We start from the raw sequence: 21004 nt of genomic DNA, 5'->3' as shown, positions 1-21004 counted from the left end.
CATCAGGCTGTAATTGAACCCCGAGCAACAAGAGGTGGTGCCATGGAGATCATCGCAGGAACCGTCGATTCATTCTCCGCAGGAGTGCTGCTCGACATGGCGCGCTACCGCCACCAGGTCTTTGTCGAGAAGCTGGGCTGGAAGCTCGATACGCGCGGCCGGTTCGAACTCGACGAGTTCGATCGGAAAGACACGATCTATCTGATCGCGCGAGATCCGCAGGGACTGATCGTCGGCACGAGCCGCCTGCTGCCCACGCACCGTCCCTACCTGCTCGCCAGCGTCTTCCCGCAACTGCTGGGCGATCTTCCCGCACCATGTTCCCCGCACATTTGGGAGCTGTCGAGGTTCGCCGCCGTCGACGTCGCCCGGCTCGGGCCGAGCGAAGATCCCCACGGATCGTCGCTGGCACTGGACATGCTGAGCGTGGCGATGCAGGCGGTCGCGGGACATGGCGGACAGCGGTTGATCTCCGTCTCGCCCTTGGGCGTCGAGCGCATCCTGCGCCGCGCGGGTTTGAGGGCCCACCGCGCAGCGCCGCCCGTACTGATCGACGGCACGTACCTGTTCGCCTGCTACATCGACGTCGACAAGGCCTGGCGTCCACGCCCCGACCGCTGCGTCGACACCACCCGATGAGCGCACGCACAGCCAAGCAGGCGCCGCAGCAATCGTCAGTTCAGGATCCCGAGACGCGAAGCGAGCGCCACGGCAGAGTTCTTGTTGTTCACACGCAAGGCAATCATGATATTCCTGATGTGATAGTTCACGGTCGTCTTGGAAAGGCCAAGAATCTCCGCGGTCTCGTCACTCGTCTTGCCATCGGCAGTCCAGCGCAGTATCTCGATCTGGCGGCTCGTGAGCGGTTCGAGTCCCGCAAGCGGACTCGAACCGCAGCAGCGGCAGAAAGCGCGATGGGCCGCGCTCACCAGCCACTGGAGCATCGGGTCCTTGGTCCGCATCTCCGCGGAAGTCAGAGGCTCGCTCGACCTCGCGAGCGACAACATGCCCACGCGCCCATCGGCCTCGAAGACGGATTGCGCCAACCCCACCCGCAGGCCGAACGAGCGCGCTTCATCCCACATCCTCGCCGCGCCCCGGAACAGCTCATCGCTCCACACCAGAGGCTCGCGGCTGCGCACCCCGTGGACAACGGTGGGGTCGATCTCGAGATACCCCGCATCCATGTAGCGCCTGCTCCAGCGTTCGTCGTAGGTGCTGAGCATCCAGGTCTCGGGGCGGGTGAATGGCACAAAGACGCGCAGGCCGTAAGCGCAGTGCTCGAAGCCGAGCGACCTAGCTGCCGCGCTGATCTGCGCGAGCACCTGGGCCGGCTCGCGCGCCTCGGCCAATCGGCCGACAACATCCTGTGTCCAATCATTCATGGTGCTCTTCCTGGGTCGACGGCACCTCCCTTGCGCGTGCGCGCGCGGTCGACATCGCATCGGGGTCGACCTGCGCCACGAGCGGCAGGCGGGCGCACGCGCCGGCGGCGGAACCAACCGCGCCGGCACCGGTCTGTGCATGTACATGGCGCCCGGTGCGGCGCGTCAGCGGCGCAGCGCTCGAAAGTCTAGAAGCTGCGCGCCGCCCGTGTGAGCAAAATTGACCACCAATCCTGCCAATCACGCGGGCCCCGGGGGCCCACAAGGATTTGCGTAGGTCAAGGCGCGGATCGATTCCAACATGGAGACGGTGGCCCTGAACAATGCACAAAGTCTGGTTCCTGCTGCTTCCCGGGTTCCTGCTCGCCGACGTGCTCGGCATCATGGCCGTGTTCAAGGCCGCCAATGCCCTGCGAAAAAGGCGTCACCACCGGCTCGCCGCTTACGGCGTCCGGTTGACCTCGCTCCAGGGCGGTCATGTCGTGGGTTCGGGCGGGGTGGGACTCTCGACCAGACTGCCGCCGCCGCAGCTGGCGGGCCCGTCGAACTCGCTCGTTCTCAGCGGCATGCCCGATGAGGCCCCCGTGGAGGATGGTTCTACAAGCATGCAGCGCCTGCGCGCGTGGCTGTCGAACGGCCGACGCCGCTTGAGGCGCTGCGCCCTGCTCGGGAGCAAGACATTGCTGCCGCTGATGCCCCGGATCCGCCTGGGACGACCCCGCACGTCCGCGCTCCCGACGACACCGGTCGCCGACGTGCAGTCTCCCGCTCACTTCACGATCCGTGCGGCCGCGCGCGGCTGGCAGAACTTCGATGCGAACCAGGGCGTGGATCTGGCCCTGTCGTGGATCGAGCAGGACTGCGGCAGGCAGTTCGCGGACACCGTCGCGTTGCGACTGCGCGGACGACACAGCCACCGTTACGGCAAGAAGCGCTACCGCCGCATGCGGCACGAATGCCTTTCTCTCGCCCCGCGCATCGTCACGCTGCACGCATGGATCGAGGCGCACCTGAGCGAAAAGATCAGTGTCGCCGCCATGGCGCGGCAAGTCCACATGTCTTCGCGCTCCTTTGCCCGCTTCTACCGACGCGAGACCGGCGTCACGCCGGCGCAAGGGGTGATCCGGCTGCGCCTCGAGGCGGCTCGGCGTCTCATCGAGACCAGCGAGCTCCCGCTCAAGACCATTGCCGCGCAATGCGGCTATGGGTCGCAGGAAGTGATGCGCAGGGCGTTCCTGCGCAGCCTGCAGATGACGCCGCTGGAGTACCGGCAGCGCCACGGGCCGCCAGGCGATCCGCCGCGCTCGTAGCCCAGGTCCCGCCTCATTCCTCGGTCGCCCAGCACACGGGCTGCAATTGCGACAGTGGCAGCAAAGCTTGGGTTCCATCGCCGAAGCGGACCTCTCCCACATTGCCGTCGCACGCCTTGATGCGCAGCGATCCGCGGCGCCCGCCGTGTTCCACGATCAGCACCGTGCGCCCGCCGCTGGCCCGCCTGCCCGTGGCATTCACTGCTGGTGCTGTCGGGATCTTCGGCCCGGAAGATCCCGAGCGCCCGGCCATTTCGTCGACACGTGCCCGTCCAATCGGGCCACCGCGTGCCAGCAACGCCTGTAATTCCTCAGGCCGTTCGCGTGCAACAGTCACCAGCTGATACAGCGCCCGGACGTCCGCCCCCACGCGCCCTTGCTCGACTGCCTGGCGCAGCGCTTCAGGTGCATCGTTGAGCCTGGCCGCCTCCGTGATGAAGGAGCGGGGCTTGCCCAGACGGCGCGCGATCTCCGCGCGCGAATAGCCGGCGCTTTCCCGTTCGGCGATGAAAGCGGCCAGGTCGAAGGGCGACATGTCCTCGCGGTGCAGGTTTTCCGCCGCCTGGGCAAACGGATCGCAGCGCTCGTCCATGAAGGCGGGTATGGCGGCAAGGCCTGCCCGCCGCGCCGCCCGCACCCTGCGTTCCCCGCGATTGACGATGTAGCGGTCTTCGTGCCGGGGATGGCGCCGCAGGGAAACAGGTTCCAGGACGCCGTACAGTCGGATCGACTCCGCCAGTTCCTCCAGGCTATCGTCGCGCAGGCATCGGCGCGGCTGGGAAGGATCCAGCTCAATGCGATGCAGCGCCACCGCCTTCGGCTCGCCCAGGGCAGGATGCGCGGGCTCGACTGCCAGCAGGTCGGCGGCCCGGAACTGGGACAGCACGCTCAGATCCAGGCTGCCCTGCCCCTTCATGCCCACACCTCGCGCTCAGGTGCCGGGCCGCAGGAGCAGTCGATGCGCTGCTGCAGCAGCTCGAAAACCCTCATCAGCTCGGCACTTGCCTCGCGCGCCGCGGTCTTGGGCAGGCGCCATACGGGCATCTCCTCGGCCAATGCCTCGGGAATCGCGGAGCGGATCGAGATCCTCGCCGGAATCACGAACTCCCGAAAGTTCTCCGCCAGCTCCTGCATCGCCGCCTTCTGTCGCAGCGAACGCGGATTGAACCGGTTCAGAACGATGCCGGCCAGCCGCAGTTGCGGATTGTGGCGCTGCCTGAGGCCGAAGATCGTCTTGAGCATGTCGGTGACCCCGTCGATGCTGTACTCCTCCAGCTCAATGGGACAGACCGCCGCTGTCGCCGCGATCAAGGCCGCGCTCATGCGCAGGCCCAGCGCCGGCGGCGTATCGATCACGACGGCGTCGAAGTCCTGCGCCATGCGCGTCACGCTCCGACGAAACGCGGGGATCACCAGCTCGGGCCGCGCAAGCTCGACATCGGCCATGCACCTGCTGCTCGCCACGAGCGAGACGGCCTGGCCGCCCGCTGGCAATGGGGTTGGCGCAGCCTGATCGAAGAGCCGCGACGCCTCGAGACCGGTCGTGAACTGGCGCAACGACTTCGAACTGTTCGCCTGCGTGTCGAGGTCGATCACGCACACGGACCGACGCTGGATCTCGGCGAGCCACCACGCATACAGCACCGCCAGCGTGGATTTGCCGACTCCGCCTTTCTGATTGCCAAAGACGACCACGTTGCCCACGGCTTGTTCCTCGCGCATCGACTGGAGAAACCTGGCCTGTCACGCCAGGGCAAAGCTCGCACTGTGCGTCTGATGCGCGCGCCAGGGGCCTGACGCGCCTCGCGGCGGCTCGCCCGCCGTGATCGCTGGGATTCGCGCAAGTGGAGCCCGCGCGATTTGGCGCCTCGAATTCCTGCAGTTCCACTGTCATAAGTGATAGTCGACAGGCGCGCCGCTCAAGGTGAACAGTTCGCCCATGCGAGCAAGGTTTGTCTCCCACGACCAGGCCACCGGCGAAAGCCGGCCAGCCCCCCTGCCTCGCCTGCGAACAGTCGTTGCCCTCGCCTTGCAGGCCGGCCTCTTGTGCGCACATGCGCTGCCATCCTCGCCCCACCGCGTCGCTCCGGCCGTGCAGGCCGGCCGCGACAGCGAGCGTGTCGAGATCCTGCGTGAGGAACTGAGGAAGGCCGAGGCGCAGTTGCAAAGCCTCACGCGTCGCCCGGAGGAACGCACGGCGGCATCCGCCCCCCTTGCAGCGAGCGAAGCCGATGCACAACGCCTGCGCACTCTTCAGGACATCACGGCCCTCCGGAGAGAGATCGCCTCCGCGACCTTCGAGGCACCCGGTTCCGCGGCCGCCAGACCGACGACCGCGCGGCCCGACGGCCATCGCGTCGGTGCTGACAAACGCCCGGCATCGACACCCTGGTGGGACGTCTACCGCAGCCGCCGGCCGGGGGCGTCTGCAGCCAACCTGAGCGCGTCGGGCCAAGACGCCCGTGGCGCCCGCCCAGACCCGCAGGAGTAATGCCATGGTCCTCCGTTCGATCCCACCCGTCGTTTCGCCAAGGCGCCGCGCGATCGGTCGCCCGGCTCCGAATGCGCGGCATGCGGCTCGGCCCGATCCCACTGCAGCGGGCAGGCCGACCGGAATGCGAGCCCTGGGGGCCAGGTGCGATCAGCCTCTTGCGTGCGGGATCGTGCCCTGGCTCCTCCCCCTCCTCGCGATTGCCGTTCCCGATGCCGCGCTGGCGGGCAGTCCGTTCGCAACCGGCGCAAACGCCACGCAGCAGCAGCTCGTGGCGATCCTGACGCCACTGGCGGCCGTCGCCGTCATGGTCTCGGGCGCCATGGCCTGGTTCGGACGCCTGAGCTGGTGGTGGATGGTCGCCGTGGTCATCGGCACGGTGCTGGTCTTCGGCGGCCCGCAGATCGTGTCCTGGATCCGGGGTCTTTTCGGGGTCTGAGGGCAGGCACCATGAGTCGCAACCAAGGCATCGTTGCCGACCCGCTGTTCGTGGGCATGACCCGGCCATCGATGGTCTGGGGCGTCACCTATTCGGCCATGATGTTCAACATCGTCGTCACGACGGAGTCGTTCATCGTGACGAAGAACCTTGCCTGGCTTATGGCCTTCGTCCCGATCCACGGGATGCTCTACCTGGTCTGCCTGTGCGAGCCGCGCTTCTTCGATCTGCTGCAGCTCTGGGGGCGCACGCGTCTGCCGGCCATGGTCGCCGGCAACCAGCGGTACTGGCGCGCCAATTCATACAGCCCGCTGGCGCTGGACCTGCCCGGTGGACGGGGTCGCCGCCGCGGCCGGGCAGCGCCGGCAACGGTGATCTGACATCCGGACGGCACCATGCGCCTGCTCACCCGCTCGGAAAACACGCTTCGCCGCGAGATCGCAGCAGCGGCCATGATCCCGTTCACCGCGCATGTCGACGAACACGTGATCCGCACTCGCGCAGGCGACTACGTCCAGACCCTGCGCCTGGGCGGCGCGAGCTTCGAGAGTGCCGATGACGATGACATCAACAGCTGGCACGAACGCCTCAATGTCCTGCTTCGCAACATCGCCTCGCCGAATCTCGCCCTCTGGAGCCACGTGATCCGGCGCCGGGAAATTGGCTATCCGGCCGGACGCACGGTTCCCGGCTTCGCGGGCGAGGTCGAACACCGCTACCGACAGCAGATGGCCGGTGAGCGGCTGATGGTCAACGAGCTGTATCTCTCGCTGGTCTTTCGCCCGCAGCCCACGCGGATCGGCAACGCCACGCTGCGGCTGCTCCGGCAGACGGATCCGGCCAGCATCCAGGCCGAGCTGCGCGACTCGCTGGACGCCTGCGCCAAGCTGCGCCAGGAACTGATCGCCGCCCTGGAGCGCTACGATCCCATCGCACTTGGCATCTACCGCCTCGATGGCAAGGACGCCCTCTTCTCCTCTCTGGCGGAGTTTCAAGGGCTTCTGATCAATGGCGAGCGGCAGCGCATGCCGCTGACCCGTTCGCCGCTGAACGAGGTTCTGGCCACCACTCGACCGTTCTTCGGCAACGAGGCCATGGAATACCGCACCGGCACCCAGACCCGGGTCGGCGCATTCCTGGGAATCAAGGAATACCCGACGCCTACGGCGCCGGGCATGTTCAGCGCGCTGCTGAGCGCCTCCTTCAGCTTCGTACTGACGCAGAGCTTCACCTTCCTGGCCAAGGGGACCGCCACGGACATGATGGGCCGCCAGCACCACCGAATGGCGGCCGCGGGCGATCTGGCCATCTCCCAAGCCGAGGAGCTCAAGGACGCACTCGACGACCTCATGAGCAATCGATTCGTGGTGGGAGACCACCACTTCAGCCTGCATGTGCTGGCAGACGCCGTCGATGCCTGCGCCGACAGCGAGAGCCGGAACCGCCTGAAGCAGCTCAACGACCACATCGCGCACGCCCGCTACCTCCTCGGCGACACCGGCATGGTCGTGGCGAGGGAGGATCTGGCGCTCGAGGCCGCCTTCTGGGCACAGTTGCCCGGCAACTTCGGTTACCGCAGTCGCAAGGCACCGATCACGAGCCGCAACTTCGCGGCCATGTCCCCTTTCCACAACTACCCGACAGGCCGGCCGACGGGCAACCACTGGGGCAATGCGCTGACGATGTTCACGACACGTGCGGGCTCGCCGTACTACTTCTCCCTGCACGCGAGCGATCCGCGCAGCCCCGACGGCGGCAGCCGCAAGGACGTGGGCCACATCACGGGCGTGGGCCCAGTCGGCACGGGCAAGACCACGCTGCTCGGATTCTGCATGGCTGCGATATGCAATCGCCTCGACGCGACCCAGGTGATCTTCGACAAGGACGAAGGCCTGCACATCCTGGTACGCGCGCTCGGCGGCCAGTACCTGCCGCTCAGGAACGCAACGCCGACCCACTGCAATCCCCTGCAGCTGGACGACCGCATCCCCGACAACGTCGAGTTCATGCGGCACTGGCTTCGGCGCCTCGTCCTGCGAAGACCCGACGACACCCTGAGTGTTCGCGAGGAAGACGACCTCGACCAGGCCCTGCGCGGCACGCTCAAGCTCGATCCTCCATTCAGACGTCTTTCGCGTCTCAGCGCGTTCCTCGACGTCACTGCGCCCGAGGGCATGCATGCGCGCCTTCGCAAGTGGTGCGCATCGGACCACGGCGACTACGCCTGGGTCTTCGACAACGACCGCGACGAAGTGGCGCCGCTGCTCAAGCAGCATGCGCTGGTCGGCTTCGACGTGACGGACTTCCTGGACAACGAGGTCGTCAGGGCACCGCTGACCATGTACCTCTTCCACCTCGTGAACCGGATGGTGGATGGGCGGCCTCTCGTCTGCTGGATGGATGAGTTCGCCAAGCTGTTGAGCGATCCGGCGTTCGCGCGGTTCGCCAAGAACGGGCTCGAGACCTGGCGAAAGAAGAACGCGAACATCGCCACCTTCACTCAGAGCACCAGCCATGTCCTCGGTTCGAGCATCGCGCGTGCGATCGTGGAACAGACGCCGACCAAGATCCTGTTTCCCAATCCCGAAGCGGATTACGCCGAGTACACCCAGGGCTTCAACCTGACCGACCGGGAGTTCGCACTCATCAAGCAGGAACTGCAGCCCGGCTCGCGGCAGTTCCTCATCAAGCAGAACCACGTCAGCGTGGTTGCCCAGCTCGATCTGCGCGGCTTCGACGACGCCCTTCACGTCATCTCCGGACGCATCGACAACGTCCGCCTCATGCGCGAGCTCATCGAAGCACGAGGACCGCGGCCCGATCAATGGCTGCCTGCGTTCCGCGCGCTCCTGGCCGCGCGTTTCTCCCCTTCATCCCCACCTCAGGAGGCCCCCCATGCATAGACATGCCATCGCCCTGTTGCTCGCCATCGCCACCTTCGCGGTCCCTCTGCACGCGAAGGCTGGCATCCCGGTGATCGATGTGACGGCAATCGCCAACCTGATTCAACAGGTGATGTACTGGCAGCAGCAGATCTCGGGCATGCAAAAGCAGCTCGACCAGGTGAAGGCCACAAAGGAGCAACTGGCCCAGACCCACGGTGCCATGACAGGAACCCGCGGCATGGAACAGCTGCTTCCGACCTCCAACAGCGCCCGGAATTACCTTCCCGCCAGCTACGACGAACTGCTGCGCACGCAGGAAGGTTCGTCAGGCAGCTACGCCGGCCTGTCCACCCAGGTGCAGTCGATCTTGAAGGCCAACAGCATCCTCACGGGAACACAGATGGAAGCGCTCGGCCCCGAGTTGCGCCAGATCGTCGATCAAGGCCGGCAATCGGCGGCGTTGCTCCACGGAATGACCCAGAGCGCCTACCAAAACACGAGCCAGCGCTTTGCCGCCCTGCAGCAGCTTGTCAACGGCATCGCTACGGCCCAGGACCCCAAGGCCATCCAGGACTTGCAGGCGCGGATCCAGGCCGAGCAGACCATGCTGACCAATGAGCAAACGAAGTTGCAGAGCCTTTATCACATGGCGATGGCCGAAGAGGCCACCCAGCGGCAACGTACGCGAGAGCAGGTGATCGCCGGCCATGGCAGGTTCAGTACCCGGTTTCTTCCGAGGCCCTGATTCGCCATGGCCTCGTCCGTCACCATTGTCCCTACCGCGATCTTCGCCGCTGTTGCCGCGGGATTCGCCTACCTGTTTGTGCCGCATTGCCCCGTCACGACCATGCCCAGCGACAGCTCCAACGCGCCGCGGACACAGAAGATGGCTCCCGAACATGGAAGCTTTTCAAAGCGCTTCCAGCCAGAGCTGCCGCCGCCCCATGGTGCGATCAGGTGACTGCGAGGGCGGCGATGTTCTTCCAACAATTCTGGACGTGGCTGAACGCTCAGCTGACTGAATATGTTTCAGCAAAAACAGCCGCTGTGGCGAGTGCGATCGAGCCTGCGGCGATAACGCTCGCGACGATCTACGTGATGATTTGGGGCTTTCTCAGCATCACCGGGAAAATCCAGGAGCCGATCTGGGAGGGCATCAAGCGCATCCTCTTCATAGCGATCACTCTGGGTCTGGGCCTGAGGTTGTGGCTCTTCAACGCCGTTATCGTTGACACGTTCTTCAACGCACCGAGCCAACTCGCAGCAGCAGTCATCGGGGCGGCCAGTCCGGTGTCGCTGATCGACTCCATCTGGGACAACGGCGGCACCGTCGCGTTCAACCTTTGGAACAAAGGGGGTGTACTGAACGGAGATTTCGGCTTCTATCTGGCCGGCGCCGTCGTCTACCTCATCATGGGCGCAGTGACCGTCTACACGTTTTTTCTGCTCGCGCTCTCGCGAATTGCCCTCGTACTCATCCTTGCCTTGGGACCGATCTTCATCTGTCTGCTCTTCTTCGAGGCCACCCGAAGGTTCTTCGAAGCTTGGATCGCTCAGCTGTCCAACTACGCACTTGTGGTCGTTCTGGCCACTCTGGCCACAAGCCTGATGCTCCAGACACTTTCAGCCTACGCCATCCAGACAGCCGCTCACGGCGCTGCGATTGTCACGGTCGACGCGCTGAACATGGTTCTTTGCGCATCATTGGTCTTGCTGATCATGACGCAGGTCATGCCAATGGCCGCCGGTCTCGCAAGCGGTGTCGCCCTCAGTTCACAGGGAGCCATCGGCGGGCTGGCGAGATGGTCCATGGGAGGCGCCAAGCGCACGAGCTACGAGTTCGGTCGAGGCGTCCTCGATGGCGTCCGGCGCCAACCGGGTGGTCGCTGGGACTCCCTCACCCGCCTTGCGGGCAACCGCGCCGCCACCGCTGCAACGTCCTTGGCAAGTCTCGGAACCCCTCGCCGAGGCGGCACGGTGATTCCCAGGGAACGGGCGATGCCGAGTACCTCCCGCAATCGATGAAGGCAGCACGCATGAAGCCGGCCGCCACCCTCCTGTTGCTCACCTTGCTGCTCTCGGCATGTGCCACCCGCCCACCCCTGCCCCCGGGTTGCGATGGCCCGCTGACACCGATCAACGCTTCCTCAGACACCGGAGAATCAGATGCCCAAGGACGCCGCCCTTGAGCAATACCTTCGCGAGGCCCAGAGTTGGGAGATCGACCGTGCGCGCCGGGCGGAACGGTCCGCAAGTGTTGCCTGGACCGTCGCAGCGGCAGCGACGGCCCTCGCGACGCTCGCAGTGGTTGCGGTCAGCGGTCTCACGCCATTGAAGCAACCCGTTCCTGTTCTGATCCGGGTCGACAGCAGCACCGGGATCGTCGACATCGTGCCCACGTACGAGGGCACGACCGATATCGAACAGGTGGTGACGCGCAACCTGCTTCAAAGCTACGTGATCGCACGCGAACGCTACTTCTACGGGACGGCGGAGGCCGACTACGAACTCGTCGCCTCGCAGAATTCGCCGCGGCTCAACCAGAACTGGGCGGCCCTGTGGGCCAGCGACAACCCGGCGTCGCCTCTCAACGTCTACAAGGACGGGACGTCCATTCGCGTTCAGGTGCGTTCAGTGACCTTCCTGCGACTCGAAAGTGGCAGGGACAAGCTCGCGCAGGTTCGCTTCACCAGTTTTGCACGCGCTGGCGGCACCGGGGAAGAACAGGCGAGCCACTGGGTCGCCACGATCGAGTTCGCCTATGTGCCGCCATCGAAAGACAACAAGATGCGCTCGCTCAATCCTCTGGGCTTTCGGGTCATGGAATATCGCCGGGAGCCCGAGGTGGTTCCCGCCGACACCTCGCCCGTCAGGTTGGATCTGCGATGAAGGCTCGAGGCATGCAACCGATGTCCGTGCTGGTCGTGGGATGGGCGACAGGCCTGCTGCTGGCGACCCAGGCCGTCCATTCCGCCACCGTGCCACCGATCGGCAAGGTTGACGCACGCGTTCGGGTGGTCGCCTACAACCCCGATGACGTCATCACCCTGCAGGGCTTCGTGGGTTACCAGATCCATCTGCAGTTCGCCGAAGGCGAGGAGTTCGTGAATCTCGGCTCCGGCGACAACGGAGCTTTCGATGTCGGTGCTGAGCGCAATCACTTCTTCATCAAGCCCAAAGAGGCCCGTGCTTCGACCAACCTCACTGTCCTCACCAACAGACGCTCCTACCATTTCGACTACATCGTTTCGGCCAGCGTGGCCAACGGCGCGGCCGCCCGGCGCATGATCTACTCGATACGCTTCACCTATCCGGAAGATCAGGCACAAGCCGCCGCCGCTGAGTTGCAGCGTCGGGAGACCGAAGCGCGGATGAGGGAAGCGGCAACCCGTCGACCGCGCAACATGGACTACTGGTTCTGTGGCAGCGAATCGCTCAAACCCGAGAGTGCTTATGACGATGGAATCCAAACCCGGCTGCGTTTCCATGCCCGCGCCGAGTTTCCGGCCATGTTCGTGCAAAACGACGACGGTTCCGAATCGCTTCTGAACTTCAACATCGAGGACGACGAGGTCGTCATCCATCGCGTGGCGCGGCGCCTCGTCCTGCGCCGCGGTGAGCTCGCCGGCTGCGTCGTCAACCGGTCCTTCACGGGAGGCGGCATACGTGCCCCGAACAACACCAGCGTACCGGGTGTGCACCGCATCAACGCAGGAGAGGGACCATGAACTGGCGAGGCGGCCCCGGCCAGAAGGTCCAGCCAGATCGACCCGGGCGTCCAGGCGCAACGGAAATCGACCTCGATACCGGTGAGTTGCTTTCCGGCGACCGATCAATGGCAAACCCTCCCGACGCGTCGCGATCGGACATCGATGACATCGGGGTGGACGGAGAGAGAACCATCCCCTCGGTCAATCGCGAACGCACCATCCAGTCACGCGTCAGCGGTGCCCTGGCATTGACCTTGATGGTGCTGCTGGGAGCGGCATTCCTGTTCTGGTACTACAACACGCAGTACGCCCGCGCCCGGCAGGCGGATGAGGCCGCGAGGAAGGCCGCTGCCGAACGCGCCGGCGGCGAGATGAAAGTGCCGCCGCTGGGCCCCGTTGCGCCGCCGAAGGTCCGTTCGCCGGACCCGGCACCGGTTGCAGCCAATGCGCCGCCTGCGCCAATGCCGACACAAACGGGCACGACCGGATCGCCGCCGAAGACTCCCGAGCAAATCGCATTGGAGCGGCAGTTGGGATTTCCTGTGCTTCGGCACGCGCAATCCGCGCAGGCCCCTGGCGCGCGGACGCCCGCTGCATTCGGTGAGCAGATGACGTTGCCCGGTGCCGTCCCCGACATGGCGCAGATCGTCGGCGCCCTGCGGGCATCCAATGCCGCCTCGCCCAGCTTCGGTAGTGGCGGCCTCGCCGCCAGCCTTCGACCGACGTCCACCCCGGCGGTCACCGCCCAGATCCTGCCCACGCGGCGCATGCTCCTGCCCAAAGGTGCGTTCATCGATTGCACCCTGGAGACGGCGCTCGATTCCACCTACGAAGGCATGGTCACCTGCATCGGCGCGGGCGACGTCTATGGCGCCGACGGCAAGGTCGTGCTGCTGGAGCGCGGCACCAAATACGTTGGCGAGCAGCGCGGCACACCGCGTCAGGGACAAGGCCGCGTCTTCATCCTTTGGAACGAAGCCCGCACGCCCGCCGGCGTGGTGGTCCAGCTCGCTTCCCCGGGCACCGACGAGCTCGGGCGCAGCGGATTGCCAGGATTCGTCGATACCCATTTCTGGGACCGCTTCGGATCGGCCATCCTCATTTCGGTCGTCGATGGCACGATGCAGGCCCTTGCCGCCCAGCAGCAAGGCAGCGCCGGTGTAGGACGAAACGGCGGTGTGGTCCTAGCGCCCTCCGGCGGACGCGACGTCATCACCGAGGTGCTGCGCGGGACAGTGTCGATCCCTCCCACGGTCATCAAGAACCAGGGCGAACGCATCCAGATCCTGGTCGCACGCGACGTGGATTTCAGGAACGTCTATGCACTTCGAACCGACCCCAACGCACCCTGACCACGCGCCCGAAACCGACGCGGACGATGCACGGGCGCCTCAGGCAGCAGAGCCCATTGCCGTACCGCGAGAGCAACCCTCTTCCCTCGCGCTCTTTCTGGCACCGCTTCGCCATCTGTTGGATGACCCCGAGGTCACGGAGATCTGCATCAACGAGCCGGGTGCCGCGTTCGTGGAGCGGCGGTCCGGCTGGGCGCGCGAGGCGCTGCCTTTCGCGAGCTTCGACTGGTGCATCGCCATCGCCAAACTGGTCGCCAACTTCACGCACCAGCGAATCTCCGCCAACGAGCCGCTGCTGTCCGCTGTCCTGCCCGGTGGAGAACGGATCCAGATCGTGCTGCCACCCGCCACATCGGAGCGGACCGTCTCGATCACGATCCGGCGCCCGTCCAATGTCCTTTGGACCCTGGAAGACCTGGAGAGCCTGCAAATCTTCGAGACCACGCGCAGCATTCCCGCGTTGCCCGTCGCGCAGTCCGATGCCGCCAGCCTGCTACCGGAAGAACGCGAGCTGACGAGGCTTCTCGGAAAGCGCCAGTTCGTGTCCTTCTTGCAACGCGCCGTCCAACTGCGAAAGAACATCCTTCTGTCCGGCGCGACCAGCTCCGGCAAGACCACGGTCGCCAAGGCACTGATCCTGGAAGTGCCTGCTGGGGACCGGCTGATCACCATCGAGGACGTCAGGGAGCTCTCCCTGCGCAACCAGCCCAATCATGTGCGCCTCTTCTATTCCCAGGGGGCCCAGGGGCAAGCGGATGTGACGCCAGGACAGCTGTTGGCCAGTGCCAAGCGACAGCGCCCGGATCGGGTGTTCGTCTCGGAGCTGCGCACTGGCGATGAGGTTTACGACTACCTGGTTTCGGTGAACACGGGCCATCCCGGCTCCATCACCAGCGTACATGCCAACAGCGCCGAGATGGCTTTCGTAGCACTGGCGCAGTTGATGAAGCGCAGCCAGGCGGGCCAGGGCATGAGCACACGCGAGGGCGTGGAGCTGGCGCAGATGAGTGTCGACATAGTGGTGCAATGCGCCCGAGACGGCACGCACGGCCGGCAGCGACGCATCGTGCAGGAGATCTGGTATGACCCGGGCGCGAGGCACCGAAGGCCTGCCTAGTGCCTTCAGGGTTGCGGTCGCGCTGCTCGTGGCGGCGATGGTCGGCCTGTACGTTGGCGGCCATGCATTCCTGATGGCCATGAGGCTGCCACCCCAGCATGCAACTTTTCTCACGCTTCTTCACTATTGGAAGGCCTATGGCGACAGGCCGGAGGTGCGCCGCCCCCTGATCACCGCACTGATCGGATCCCAGAGCGTGACCCTGGGCCTGGTCGGCTTCGCGATGCTGCCTCGGCGACGCCCCTTGCACGGCGAAGCACGGTTCGCCAGGAGGCGCGAGGTTGCAGAGGCGGGCCTCCTCGCGGATCAGGGCATCATCTTGGGGCGCCTTCGCAACCGTTATCTGATGCTGCCGGGCCAGCAGGGTGTGGAACTTGAAGCGCCGCCGCGCAGCGGCAAGGGCGTCGGCGTCGTCATTCCGAACCTGCTGAACTGGCCCGGCTCGGCCATCGTCAGCGACATCAAGGGTGAGAACTTCATGCGCACCGCCGGCTACCGCGCGGCGCATGGACAGGAAGTTCACCTGTTCGACCCCCTGTCGGAGCGCGAATGCTCCGCGCGCTGGAACCCCTTGGGCTACGTTTCAGAGGTGCCCTACCGTTGCATCGACGATCTGCAGCGCATCGGCACCATGCTCTTCCCGGACCCGCAGGTCGGCGATCCGTTCTGGACCTCCTCGGCGCGTTCGCTGTTCCTGGGTATCGCGCTGTACCTCTTCGAGACCCAGGGCACTACGCGGACGCTGGGCGAAGTCCTGCGCCAGGGCATGGCGAGTGACGCAGAGGGATTCCAAAAGCACTGGAAGCGCGTGATCGACGCGTGCGAACGCGCCGGCTATCCCTTGTCTCAGGAAGCGGTGCAGAGCCTGTACGACGTGATCGATCTGGCGCCGAGCACGGCCTCCAGCATCCGCAAGACCTTCACCAGCCGCCTGGATCTGTGGCTCAACCCGATGATCGATGCCGCGACTTCGGCCAACGACTTCGATCTGCGCGATCTGCGCAAGCGGGCGATCTCCATCTACGTGCAGATCAACCCCGACAACATCACGCGGCTGCAGCCTCTTCTGAACCTGTTCTTCCAGCAGGCGATCGGCCTGCAGACGCGCGAGCTGCCCGAGAACAACCCGCAGCTTCGCCATCAACTGCTGTTGATGCTCGACGAGTTCCCGGCCCTGGGTCGCATTCCGGTGATCGCCGACGCCACCGCCTTCCTGCCCGGCTACAACGTGCGCGCCGTGATCATCGTCCAGTCCAACTCCCAACTGGTCGAGAAGTACGGCGTCGAGGGTGCCAGATCGATACGCAAGATGCTCGCCGCACGCATCGTCTTTCCTCCCAAGGAGTACGAGGACGCCGAGGCCATCTCGCGGGAGCTGGGCACCTACACCGTCCAGCAGAAAAGCGTCAGCCGGCCTTTGTGGGGTGCCGTCGGCGGCGCGAACAGGACGTCAACCGTCAGCATCAGCGAGCAGCCCCGCCGCCTGCTCCTTGCCCAGGAGGTCAAGGAGCTGGGCCGGCAGCGGATGCTGCTCTTCCACGAAGGCCTGCGCCCGGTGCTGGCGCACCGCATCCTCTATTTCCGCGACAGGTTCTTCGCGAGCCGCGAACTGCCACCCCCACCGGTTCCGCGGCTTGTGGTGACCCGGTCAGCCTCCCCCCGCACGGCCAGCGATGCCACGTCACGCTCTGCTTCGAGCGATGCGCCCCTGCCAAACGGCAGGAGCTCCGCGTCGGCCGCACAGGGTGCCGTTGCTGAAGGCCTATCGAACGACGACCTGAACCTCGAAGACTTCTCCTTCGATTTCGACGACGTGGAGATTCCGGCCGAAAAGCTCGACGAGAACGAACTGAAGCAACGTATGGACGAGTTCATGGCACAGGTCCTGGATTGACGTCGCCACGCGAAAGGAGCCTCCAATGGCCACGGATTCATCGCCCAGCAACCCCTCCGGAAATGGCGCCAAGAGCTCCGCCGGAGGCTTCTACGGCTTCGTACAGGGGAACGCATTCGACGGGGATCGCCGTCGACATCAGGTGCCCGCCTTCATCGCCAGCCGGTACCAGCGCAGCCGGAATCACTACCTGTTCCCCGACCGCACGTTGGCATTCATCGACGAGGGCGACCGCCTTCGCGTGAAGACGGAGAACGAACAGGCGTTGCGCGACATCGTGGCAATTGCGCAGGCGCGAGGATGGAAGCTGCTTGAACTTCATGGCACCAAGACCTTTCGCCGCCGCGTCTGGCGCGAGGCTGCGCAGCGGGACATCGCCGTTCACGGCTACACCCCCACGCAGGCCGAGATCCTCCTGGTCCAGCGCGCATTGAAGACGGGCCATTCCACGCCGCAAGCAGGTGACGAGCCTCCGCCACCAGCAGCATCCGCACGCCGGGAACGGAGCGCGCCGGATGTTTCCGTACAGAGCAGCTCCAACGCCGAGCCCCCGCCCACAGGCAGCACCGTGCACGATGCGGCCCAAAGACGAGTGGACTCAAAACCGCCCATCAGAGGAATCCTCGTGGAGGCGGCGGCTGCGCCGTACCAGTTCGATCGGACGCAGCGCATGTCCTTCTACGTGACCGTCCGCACCGAGGCCGGCAAGCGCACCATCTGGGGTGCCGACCTCGAACGCGCCCTCGCCGAATCGGCATCTCGAGCGCGCGTCGGCGACAGGGTGGAGGTCCATCAACTGGGCTCGCGCGCGGTCACCGTCCGCGTGCCAACCCGGAATGCGCAAGGTGATCTGACCGGAGAAAAGAAGATCGCTGCACAGCAGACGCGCTGGAGCATCGAGACGGCCGAACACTTCCGCACACTCGAAAGCCACGCCGAACGTGTGCGCACGGGCGCAGGTTTCTCCGACGAGGAGCTCTCACGACACCGCGAACTGGCCTCGGCGGCGGCAGTCCTCAAGCTGGCCGAGCAGTTCGCCCACCGAGTCACCGCCGACCCTGCGTCCCAGCTGCGCCTGGTGCAGATGATCCGGGAGCGGACGGCCGATGCGCTCGCCCGAGGCAAGTTCGTTCGCCTCCCCGCCCGCCGTACAGCCGACCTGCCTGCGCGGGTGCGTCAAACGATCCACCACCGCCGGGAGGAAGGCCATGAGCGCGTCTAGGCCCGTGGGCAGACGTCGGTCCGTTACTGCACGACGCACGGACTCGCTGCGGCCACCTCGCGCGCGTGCCGCCAGGGATTTGCCTGACCCCTCCTGCACGCAATCCCCGGTCCCGCCTCATGTCCCGCTCGTTTCAGCCGGCACGATGGAGATGCTCAAGTGGGTCGGCCTCCTGCTCATGGCGGGCGATCACATCAACAAGTACCTGCTGCACGAAGGCAGTCTCACGCTCTATGCGCTGGGACGCATGGCGATGCCGCTGTTCGGATTCGTCCTCATGGCCCATCTGGCGCGCCCGGGGGCACTTGCAGCCGGAGTCCACCTGCGTGCCATGAAACGACTGGCCTTCTTCGCAGCGCTGGCGACGCCGGCATATGCGCATCTGGTCGGCTGGTGGCCACTGAACATCATGGCCACACTCTTCCTCGCCACGCTGATCGTCGTGCTACTGGAACGCGGCCGATGGCGCAGCCGTAGTGCCGCCTGTTTTGCGTTTCTCATCGGCGGGGCCCTGGTGGAGTTCTGGTGGCCGGCGCTCCTCTTCTGTCTCGGTGCCTGGGCATTCCTGCGCCGCCCCGGGAGACTTCGCCTGCTGCTGTGGATCTTGGCGACCGCGTCGCTCGTTGCCGTCAACGACAATTTCGCTGCCATGGCTGCCTTGCCGCTCGTGTGGGGCGCCTCGCGGCTCGAGATGCCGATGGTACGCAGCCGATGGGTTTTCTATGTTTTCTATCCGGCCCATCTGTCGGGGATCGCGCTGGTGCAAGGGCTGGCTTGAAGCGTTGCGGCTGCCGAAGTCCGAAAGGGCATCACTGTGCGCATCCCGGGCTGATGCAGAAAGCATTCGGCCGCGATGAATTTGATTCGGCCTACGACGAGATTCAGGCTGCTGCACGCACCGCTTCCTGTGCTCCGCAGCAAATTTACAGCTTCTCTATGGAGTGCGGACACCCCAACCCGTGGTATCACGCAGTGGCCGTCTCGGTCGAAGGCATGCAAGATCAAGAATATGATCAATTTTTCGGCGCTCGCTAGCGCTCGGCCTAGTCGAAGCACCACAGCCCGACAGCCCGTAGTTGGCCAGGAGCCGACGGTCATCAGCGGTGCTAAGTTCTCCCTAAAGCAATCGATTGGGCTGAAAGAATCTCTGGAGCGGGACTCGGCAGAATGCCCACGCAAGCGGCGTGAGGGATGTCCATCAATGAACGATTTGGCAATCTCAGGCTAAAGGTTCAAACCCCTATTTATGACAAGTATCCGCTTTTTCAGCGCGAACGCGTCGCAGCGAACACAAAGTATCCCCTTGCGCTTGATCGAGCAAGCATTCGGCCGCGATGAATTTGATTCGGCCTGCGACGAGATTCAGGCTGCTGCACGCACCGCTTCCTGTGCTCCGCAGCTAATTTGCAGATTCTCTATCGAGTGCGGACACCCAAACCCCTGGTATCACGCAGTGGCCGTCTCGGTCGAAGGCATGCAAGATCAAGAATATGAACAATTTTTGGTGGCGCTTGCTGGGCTTGGCCTAGTCGAAGCGCCTCAGTCCGACAGGCCATAGTCGGCCACAACCGGTCTGCCGTCACGATTGGTCATTTATGTGAAACGCAGCGCTCGCTCGTCGAGCCCCTAATCGCTACAGACGATAGAAACGCCAGTTCAGTCGACCTATCGCCACTCTCATGCAATTGATCTTCGGTCCATCGAACTCTCGATATACATATACCGGGTCGCCAGTCCCACACAACGACTTGGCCCATGAGATTGCGGTCAACACGCTTGGCGAAGCGTTGGCTGCTTATGAACTCCGTTTCAACGCAAAAATCGTTCCGTTCGCTGGTAACCCCGATGACCTGCATCTGGCCGAGCCGAAGTACTTCACTTTCCAAGGCAGTGGCCAAGATACAAGCATCTTGGTCGACATCCATATACACCGTGACGGGAAGGAGATCTGCCCAAGGCAGGATCTCAACTTTCGGCTTCTCGCCGGAGATCTTGTCGAACTTGGGCCGCTCATTTGCTGATACGGTCGCAGCCGGCCAAAACCGGTTGCTCAACCTTGTGGCACGATTCATCAAATGAACTGCCGGATTTGTGGTCGTGAACTCGGTCGAGAAGATGACCTGCTGTCCTTGGACTGCGGTGGGGACTGCTGGGGCTGCATCGGTGAAATCGAGGCGGAGATGGGTTTGGAATCCTCGCGTGCACGGGTTCACGAGGAAGCGGTCCAGGGGCTCCGGCCAAGCCGGAAGAGCGCGGCTCAGTAGCCGCCGTCGGCGGCGGTCATTCGAGACTTGAACGCAATTTCAAATATGAGGGGCAGTACGGGCGGATATGGGGGAGTCAGAACTGCAAGCGCGGCTCGATGCGATTCCTTGGGCTGGCTTTCTTACGTGTATCGGTAGCGCTGATGACGTGCCGGAAACGCTGCGGCGCATTTTCGATTCAGATGAGGCTGTTGCGTTAGATGCAACGCATCACCTTTGGTGCCACTTGGTCTCTGGCGGAGTTACACCAGCGGTCGCGAGCTTGGCTTTTCCCTTCCTTCTCGAGGCGCTGCCCAATGCGACTGAGAGTGTGGCGATTGAACTCATGGATATCGTTGCGAGTTGCATGCGACATAGCGACTTGAGCGATGAGCCGTTGTGTGAGAGCCTTCGCCAATTAGCGAGGGGCCAACGCCCCTATTGGGCTCAATGGGCCAGCAGTCAGAACGAAGAAGCTGCCTTCTTGGCCAGAGAAGTTCTGGCGTGCACGAGCTGACCGCAGCTCGCTGGTTGGTGGCCAGTGTGCACGGACTCGATGGATTGGCTCCGATCCCCTTTGTGCCAGCCGCTCCTGCGGCTACAGTCGGCCAAGACCAGCCACTCGAGCCCACCGACCATTTCGCCGAGAAGCTGCCGTTCGGCACAGGCCGCTGGGCGATACTGCCGGCCAACTTCGACACTTCGACCGACGAAATAGATGAAGCTACGTGCAACCGTGAGCGCCTCGGCGAACAGCGATGCCTACGACGGAATGGCATACATCTACTGCCACGACCCAAGGCAGAACTATTGCTTCTCGCTCACCCGTGCAGTCGGGTCCGACGACATTGAGGTCATGGTTGTTGATTTCCATGCAATCCTGACCCGCGATTTCCATCGAATATTGACCCACCCTCTTTGCGAACCAGCCGGCTCACGGTGTGGATAAGTTTTTG

21 protein-coding genes are annotated in these 21004 nt (G+C 64.5%); 18 read left to right on the top strand and 3 right to left on the bottom strand.

Annotation, left to right across the window (positions count from 1 at the left end; translation table 11 throughout):
- Nucleotides 1–42 precede the first annotated feature (42 nt).
- On the top strand, nucleotides 43–639 hold the full coding sequence (locus FHT32_RS33195) for an acyl-homoserine-lactone synthase (protein WP_176668792.1): 597 nt from the start codon (nucleotides 43–45) through the stop codon (nucleotides 637–639).
- 35 nt (nucleotides 640–674) lie between these two features.
- Here FHT32_RS33195 and FHT32_RS33190 read toward each other — a convergent pair whose 3' ends face one another.
- Nucleotides 675–1385 carry a LuxR family transcriptional regulator gene (locus tag FHT32_RS33190; protein ID WP_176668791.1) on the bottom strand — a complete coding sequence of 237 codons (711 nt, stop codon included), beginning with the start codon at nucleotides 1383–1385 and terminating at the stop codon, nucleotides 675–677.
- A 323-nt stretch (nucleotides 1386–1708) separates the two neighbouring features.
- On the opposite strand from FHT32_RS33190, the gene FHT32_RS33185 reads away from it, so the two are divergent.
- Nucleotides 1709–2695, top strand: coding sequence for a helix-turn-helix domain-containing protein (locus tag FHT32_RS33185; RefSeq protein ID WP_176668790.1), 987 nt, complete (start codon nucleotides 1709–1711; stop codon nucleotides 2693–2695).
- Between the two features lie 13 nt (nucleotides 2696–2708).
- Here the strand turns inward: FHT32_RS33185 and FHT32_RS33180 are convergent, their stop codons facing one another.
- Nucleotides 2709–3611, bottom strand: a complete 903-nt coding sequence (locus FHT32_RS33180) for a ParB/RepB/Spo0J family partition protein (RefSeq protein WP_176668789.1) — start codon at nucleotides 3609–3611, stop codon at nucleotides 2709–2711.
- Nucleotides 3608–4399 carry a ParA family protein gene (locus tag FHT32_RS33175; RefSeq protein WP_176668788.1) on the bottom strand — a complete coding sequence of 264 codons (792 nt, stop codon included), beginning with the start codon at nucleotides 4397–4399 and terminating at the stop codon, nucleotides 3608–3610. Before FHT32_RS33175 ends, FHT32_RS33180 begins: the two co-directional genes overlap by 4 nt.
- A 959-nt stretch (nucleotides 4400–5358) precedes the next feature.
- On the opposite strand from FHT32_RS33175, the gene FHT32_RS33170 reads away from it, so the two are divergent.
- From FHT32_RS33170 to FHT32_RS33095, 16 genes are all read left to right on the top strand, one after another.
- Complete coding sequence (locus tag FHT32_RS33170; RefSeq protein ID WP_371132311.1) at nucleotides 5359–5625, top strand: TrbC/VirB2 family protein; 267 nt, start codon at nucleotides 5359–5361, stop codon at nucleotides 5623–5625.
- A gap of 11 nt (nucleotides 5626–5636) precedes the next feature.
- Nucleotides 5637–6005, top strand: coding sequence for a type IV secretion system protein VirB3 (locus tag FHT32_RS33165; protein ID WP_176668787.1), 369 nt, complete (start codon nucleotides 5637–5639; stop codon nucleotides 6003–6005).
- A 15-nt stretch (nucleotides 6006–6020) separates the two neighbouring features.
- A complete protein-coding gene (locus FHT32_RS33160) occupies nucleotides 6021–8528 on the top strand; it encodes a VirB4 family type IV secretion/conjugal transfer ATPase (RefSeq protein WP_176668786.1) in 2508 nt (835 codons plus the stop codon).
- Nucleotides 8521–9255 carry a type IV secretion system protein gene (locus tag FHT32_RS33155; RefSeq protein ID WP_176668785.1) on the top strand — a complete coding sequence of 245 codons (735 nt, stop codon included), beginning with the start codon at nucleotides 8521–8523 and terminating at the stop codon, nucleotides 9253–9255. Before FHT32_RS33160 ends, FHT32_RS33155 begins: the two co-directional genes overlap by 8 nt.
- Before the next feature lie 6 nt (nucleotides 9256–9261).
- On the top strand, nucleotides 9262–9471 hold the full coding sequence (locus FHT32_RS33150) for a hypothetical protein (protein ID WP_176668784.1): 210 nt from the start codon (nucleotides 9262–9264) through the stop codon (nucleotides 9469–9471).
- Nucleotides 9472–9485: 14 nt separating this feature from the next.
- Complete coding sequence (locus tag FHT32_RS33145; protein WP_176668783.1) at nucleotides 9486–10535, top strand: type IV secretion system protein; 1050 nt, start codon at nucleotides 9486–9488, stop codon at nucleotides 10533–10535.
- A gap of 141 nt (nucleotides 10536–10676) precedes the next feature.
- Complete coding sequence (locus FHT32_RS33140) at nucleotides 10677–11399, top strand: virB8 family protein (RefSeq protein ID WP_176668782.1); 723 nt, start codon at nucleotides 10677–10679, stop codon at nucleotides 11397–11399.
- 11 nt (nucleotides 11400–11410) lie between these two features.
- Nucleotides 11411–12238: a P-type conjugative transfer protein VirB9 gene (gene virB9 / locus FHT32_RS33135; protein ID WP_256099262.1), complete on the top strand. Its 828-nt coding sequence runs from the start codon at nucleotides 11411–11413 to the stop codon at nucleotides 12236–12238.
- Nucleotides 12235–13572 carry a type IV secretion system protein VirB10 gene (gene virB10 / locus FHT32_RS33130; protein WP_176668780.1) on the top strand — a complete coding sequence of 446 codons (1338 nt, stop codon included), beginning with the start codon at nucleotides 12235–12237 and terminating at the stop codon, nucleotides 13570–13572. The genes virB9 and virB10 overlap by 4 nt, the downstream gene beginning before the upstream one ends.
- Complete coding sequence (gene virB11 / locus FHT32_RS33125) at nucleotides 13541–14689, top strand: P-type DNA transfer ATPase VirB11 (RefSeq protein WP_176668779.1); 1149 nt, start codon at nucleotides 13541–13543, stop codon at nucleotides 14687–14689. Before virB10 ends, virB11 begins: the two co-directional genes overlap by 32 nt.
- A complete protein-coding gene (locus FHT32_RS33120) occupies nucleotides 14655–16583 on the top strand; it encodes a type IV secretory system conjugative DNA transfer family protein (protein ID WP_176668778.1) in 1929 nt (642 codons plus the stop codon). The genes virB11 and FHT32_RS33120 overlap by 35 nt, the downstream gene beginning before the upstream one ends.
- A gap of 25 nt (nucleotides 16584–16608) precedes the next feature.
- On the top strand, nucleotides 16609–17805 hold the full coding sequence (locus FHT32_RS33115) for an LPD7 domain-containing protein (RefSeq protein WP_176668777.1): 1197 nt from the start codon (nucleotides 16609–16611) through the stop codon (nucleotides 17803–17805).
- 145 nt (nucleotides 17806–17950) lie between these two features.
- Nucleotides 17951–18583 (top strand): TraX family protein, encoded by a 633-nt coding sequence (locus FHT32_RS33110; protein WP_256099261.1) that lies wholly within the window; start codon nucleotides 17951–17953, stop codon nucleotides 18581–18583.
- A 53-nt stretch (nucleotides 18584–18636) separates the two neighbouring features.
- Nucleotides 18637–18840: a hypothetical protein gene (locus FHT32_RS33105; RefSeq protein ID WP_176668775.1), complete on the top strand. Its 204-nt coding sequence runs from the start codon at nucleotides 18637–18639 to the stop codon at nucleotides 18838–18840.
- Nucleotides 18841–19108: 268 nt separating this feature from the next.
- Nucleotides 19109–19363 (top strand): hypothetical protein, encoded by a 255-nt coding sequence (locus FHT32_RS33100; protein WP_176668774.1) that lies wholly within the window; start codon nucleotides 19109–19111, stop codon nucleotides 19361–19363.
- Between the two features lie 190 nt (nucleotides 19364–19553).
- On the top strand, nucleotides 19554–19826 hold the full coding sequence (locus FHT32_RS33095; RefSeq protein WP_176662685.1) for a hypothetical protein: 273 nt from the start codon (nucleotides 19554–19556) through the stop codon (nucleotides 19824–19826).
- Nucleotides 19827–21004 lie beyond the last annotated feature (1178 nt).

Origin of the sequence: Variovorax sp. SG517 (assembly GCF_013376045.1) — a bacterium.
GTDB lineage: Bacteria > Pseudomonadota > Gammaproteobacteria > Burkholderiales > Burkholderiaceae_C > Variovorax.
The sequence above is the reverse complement of the archived record's forward strand: the minus strand, read 5'-3'. Positions and strand labels throughout refer to the sequence as shown.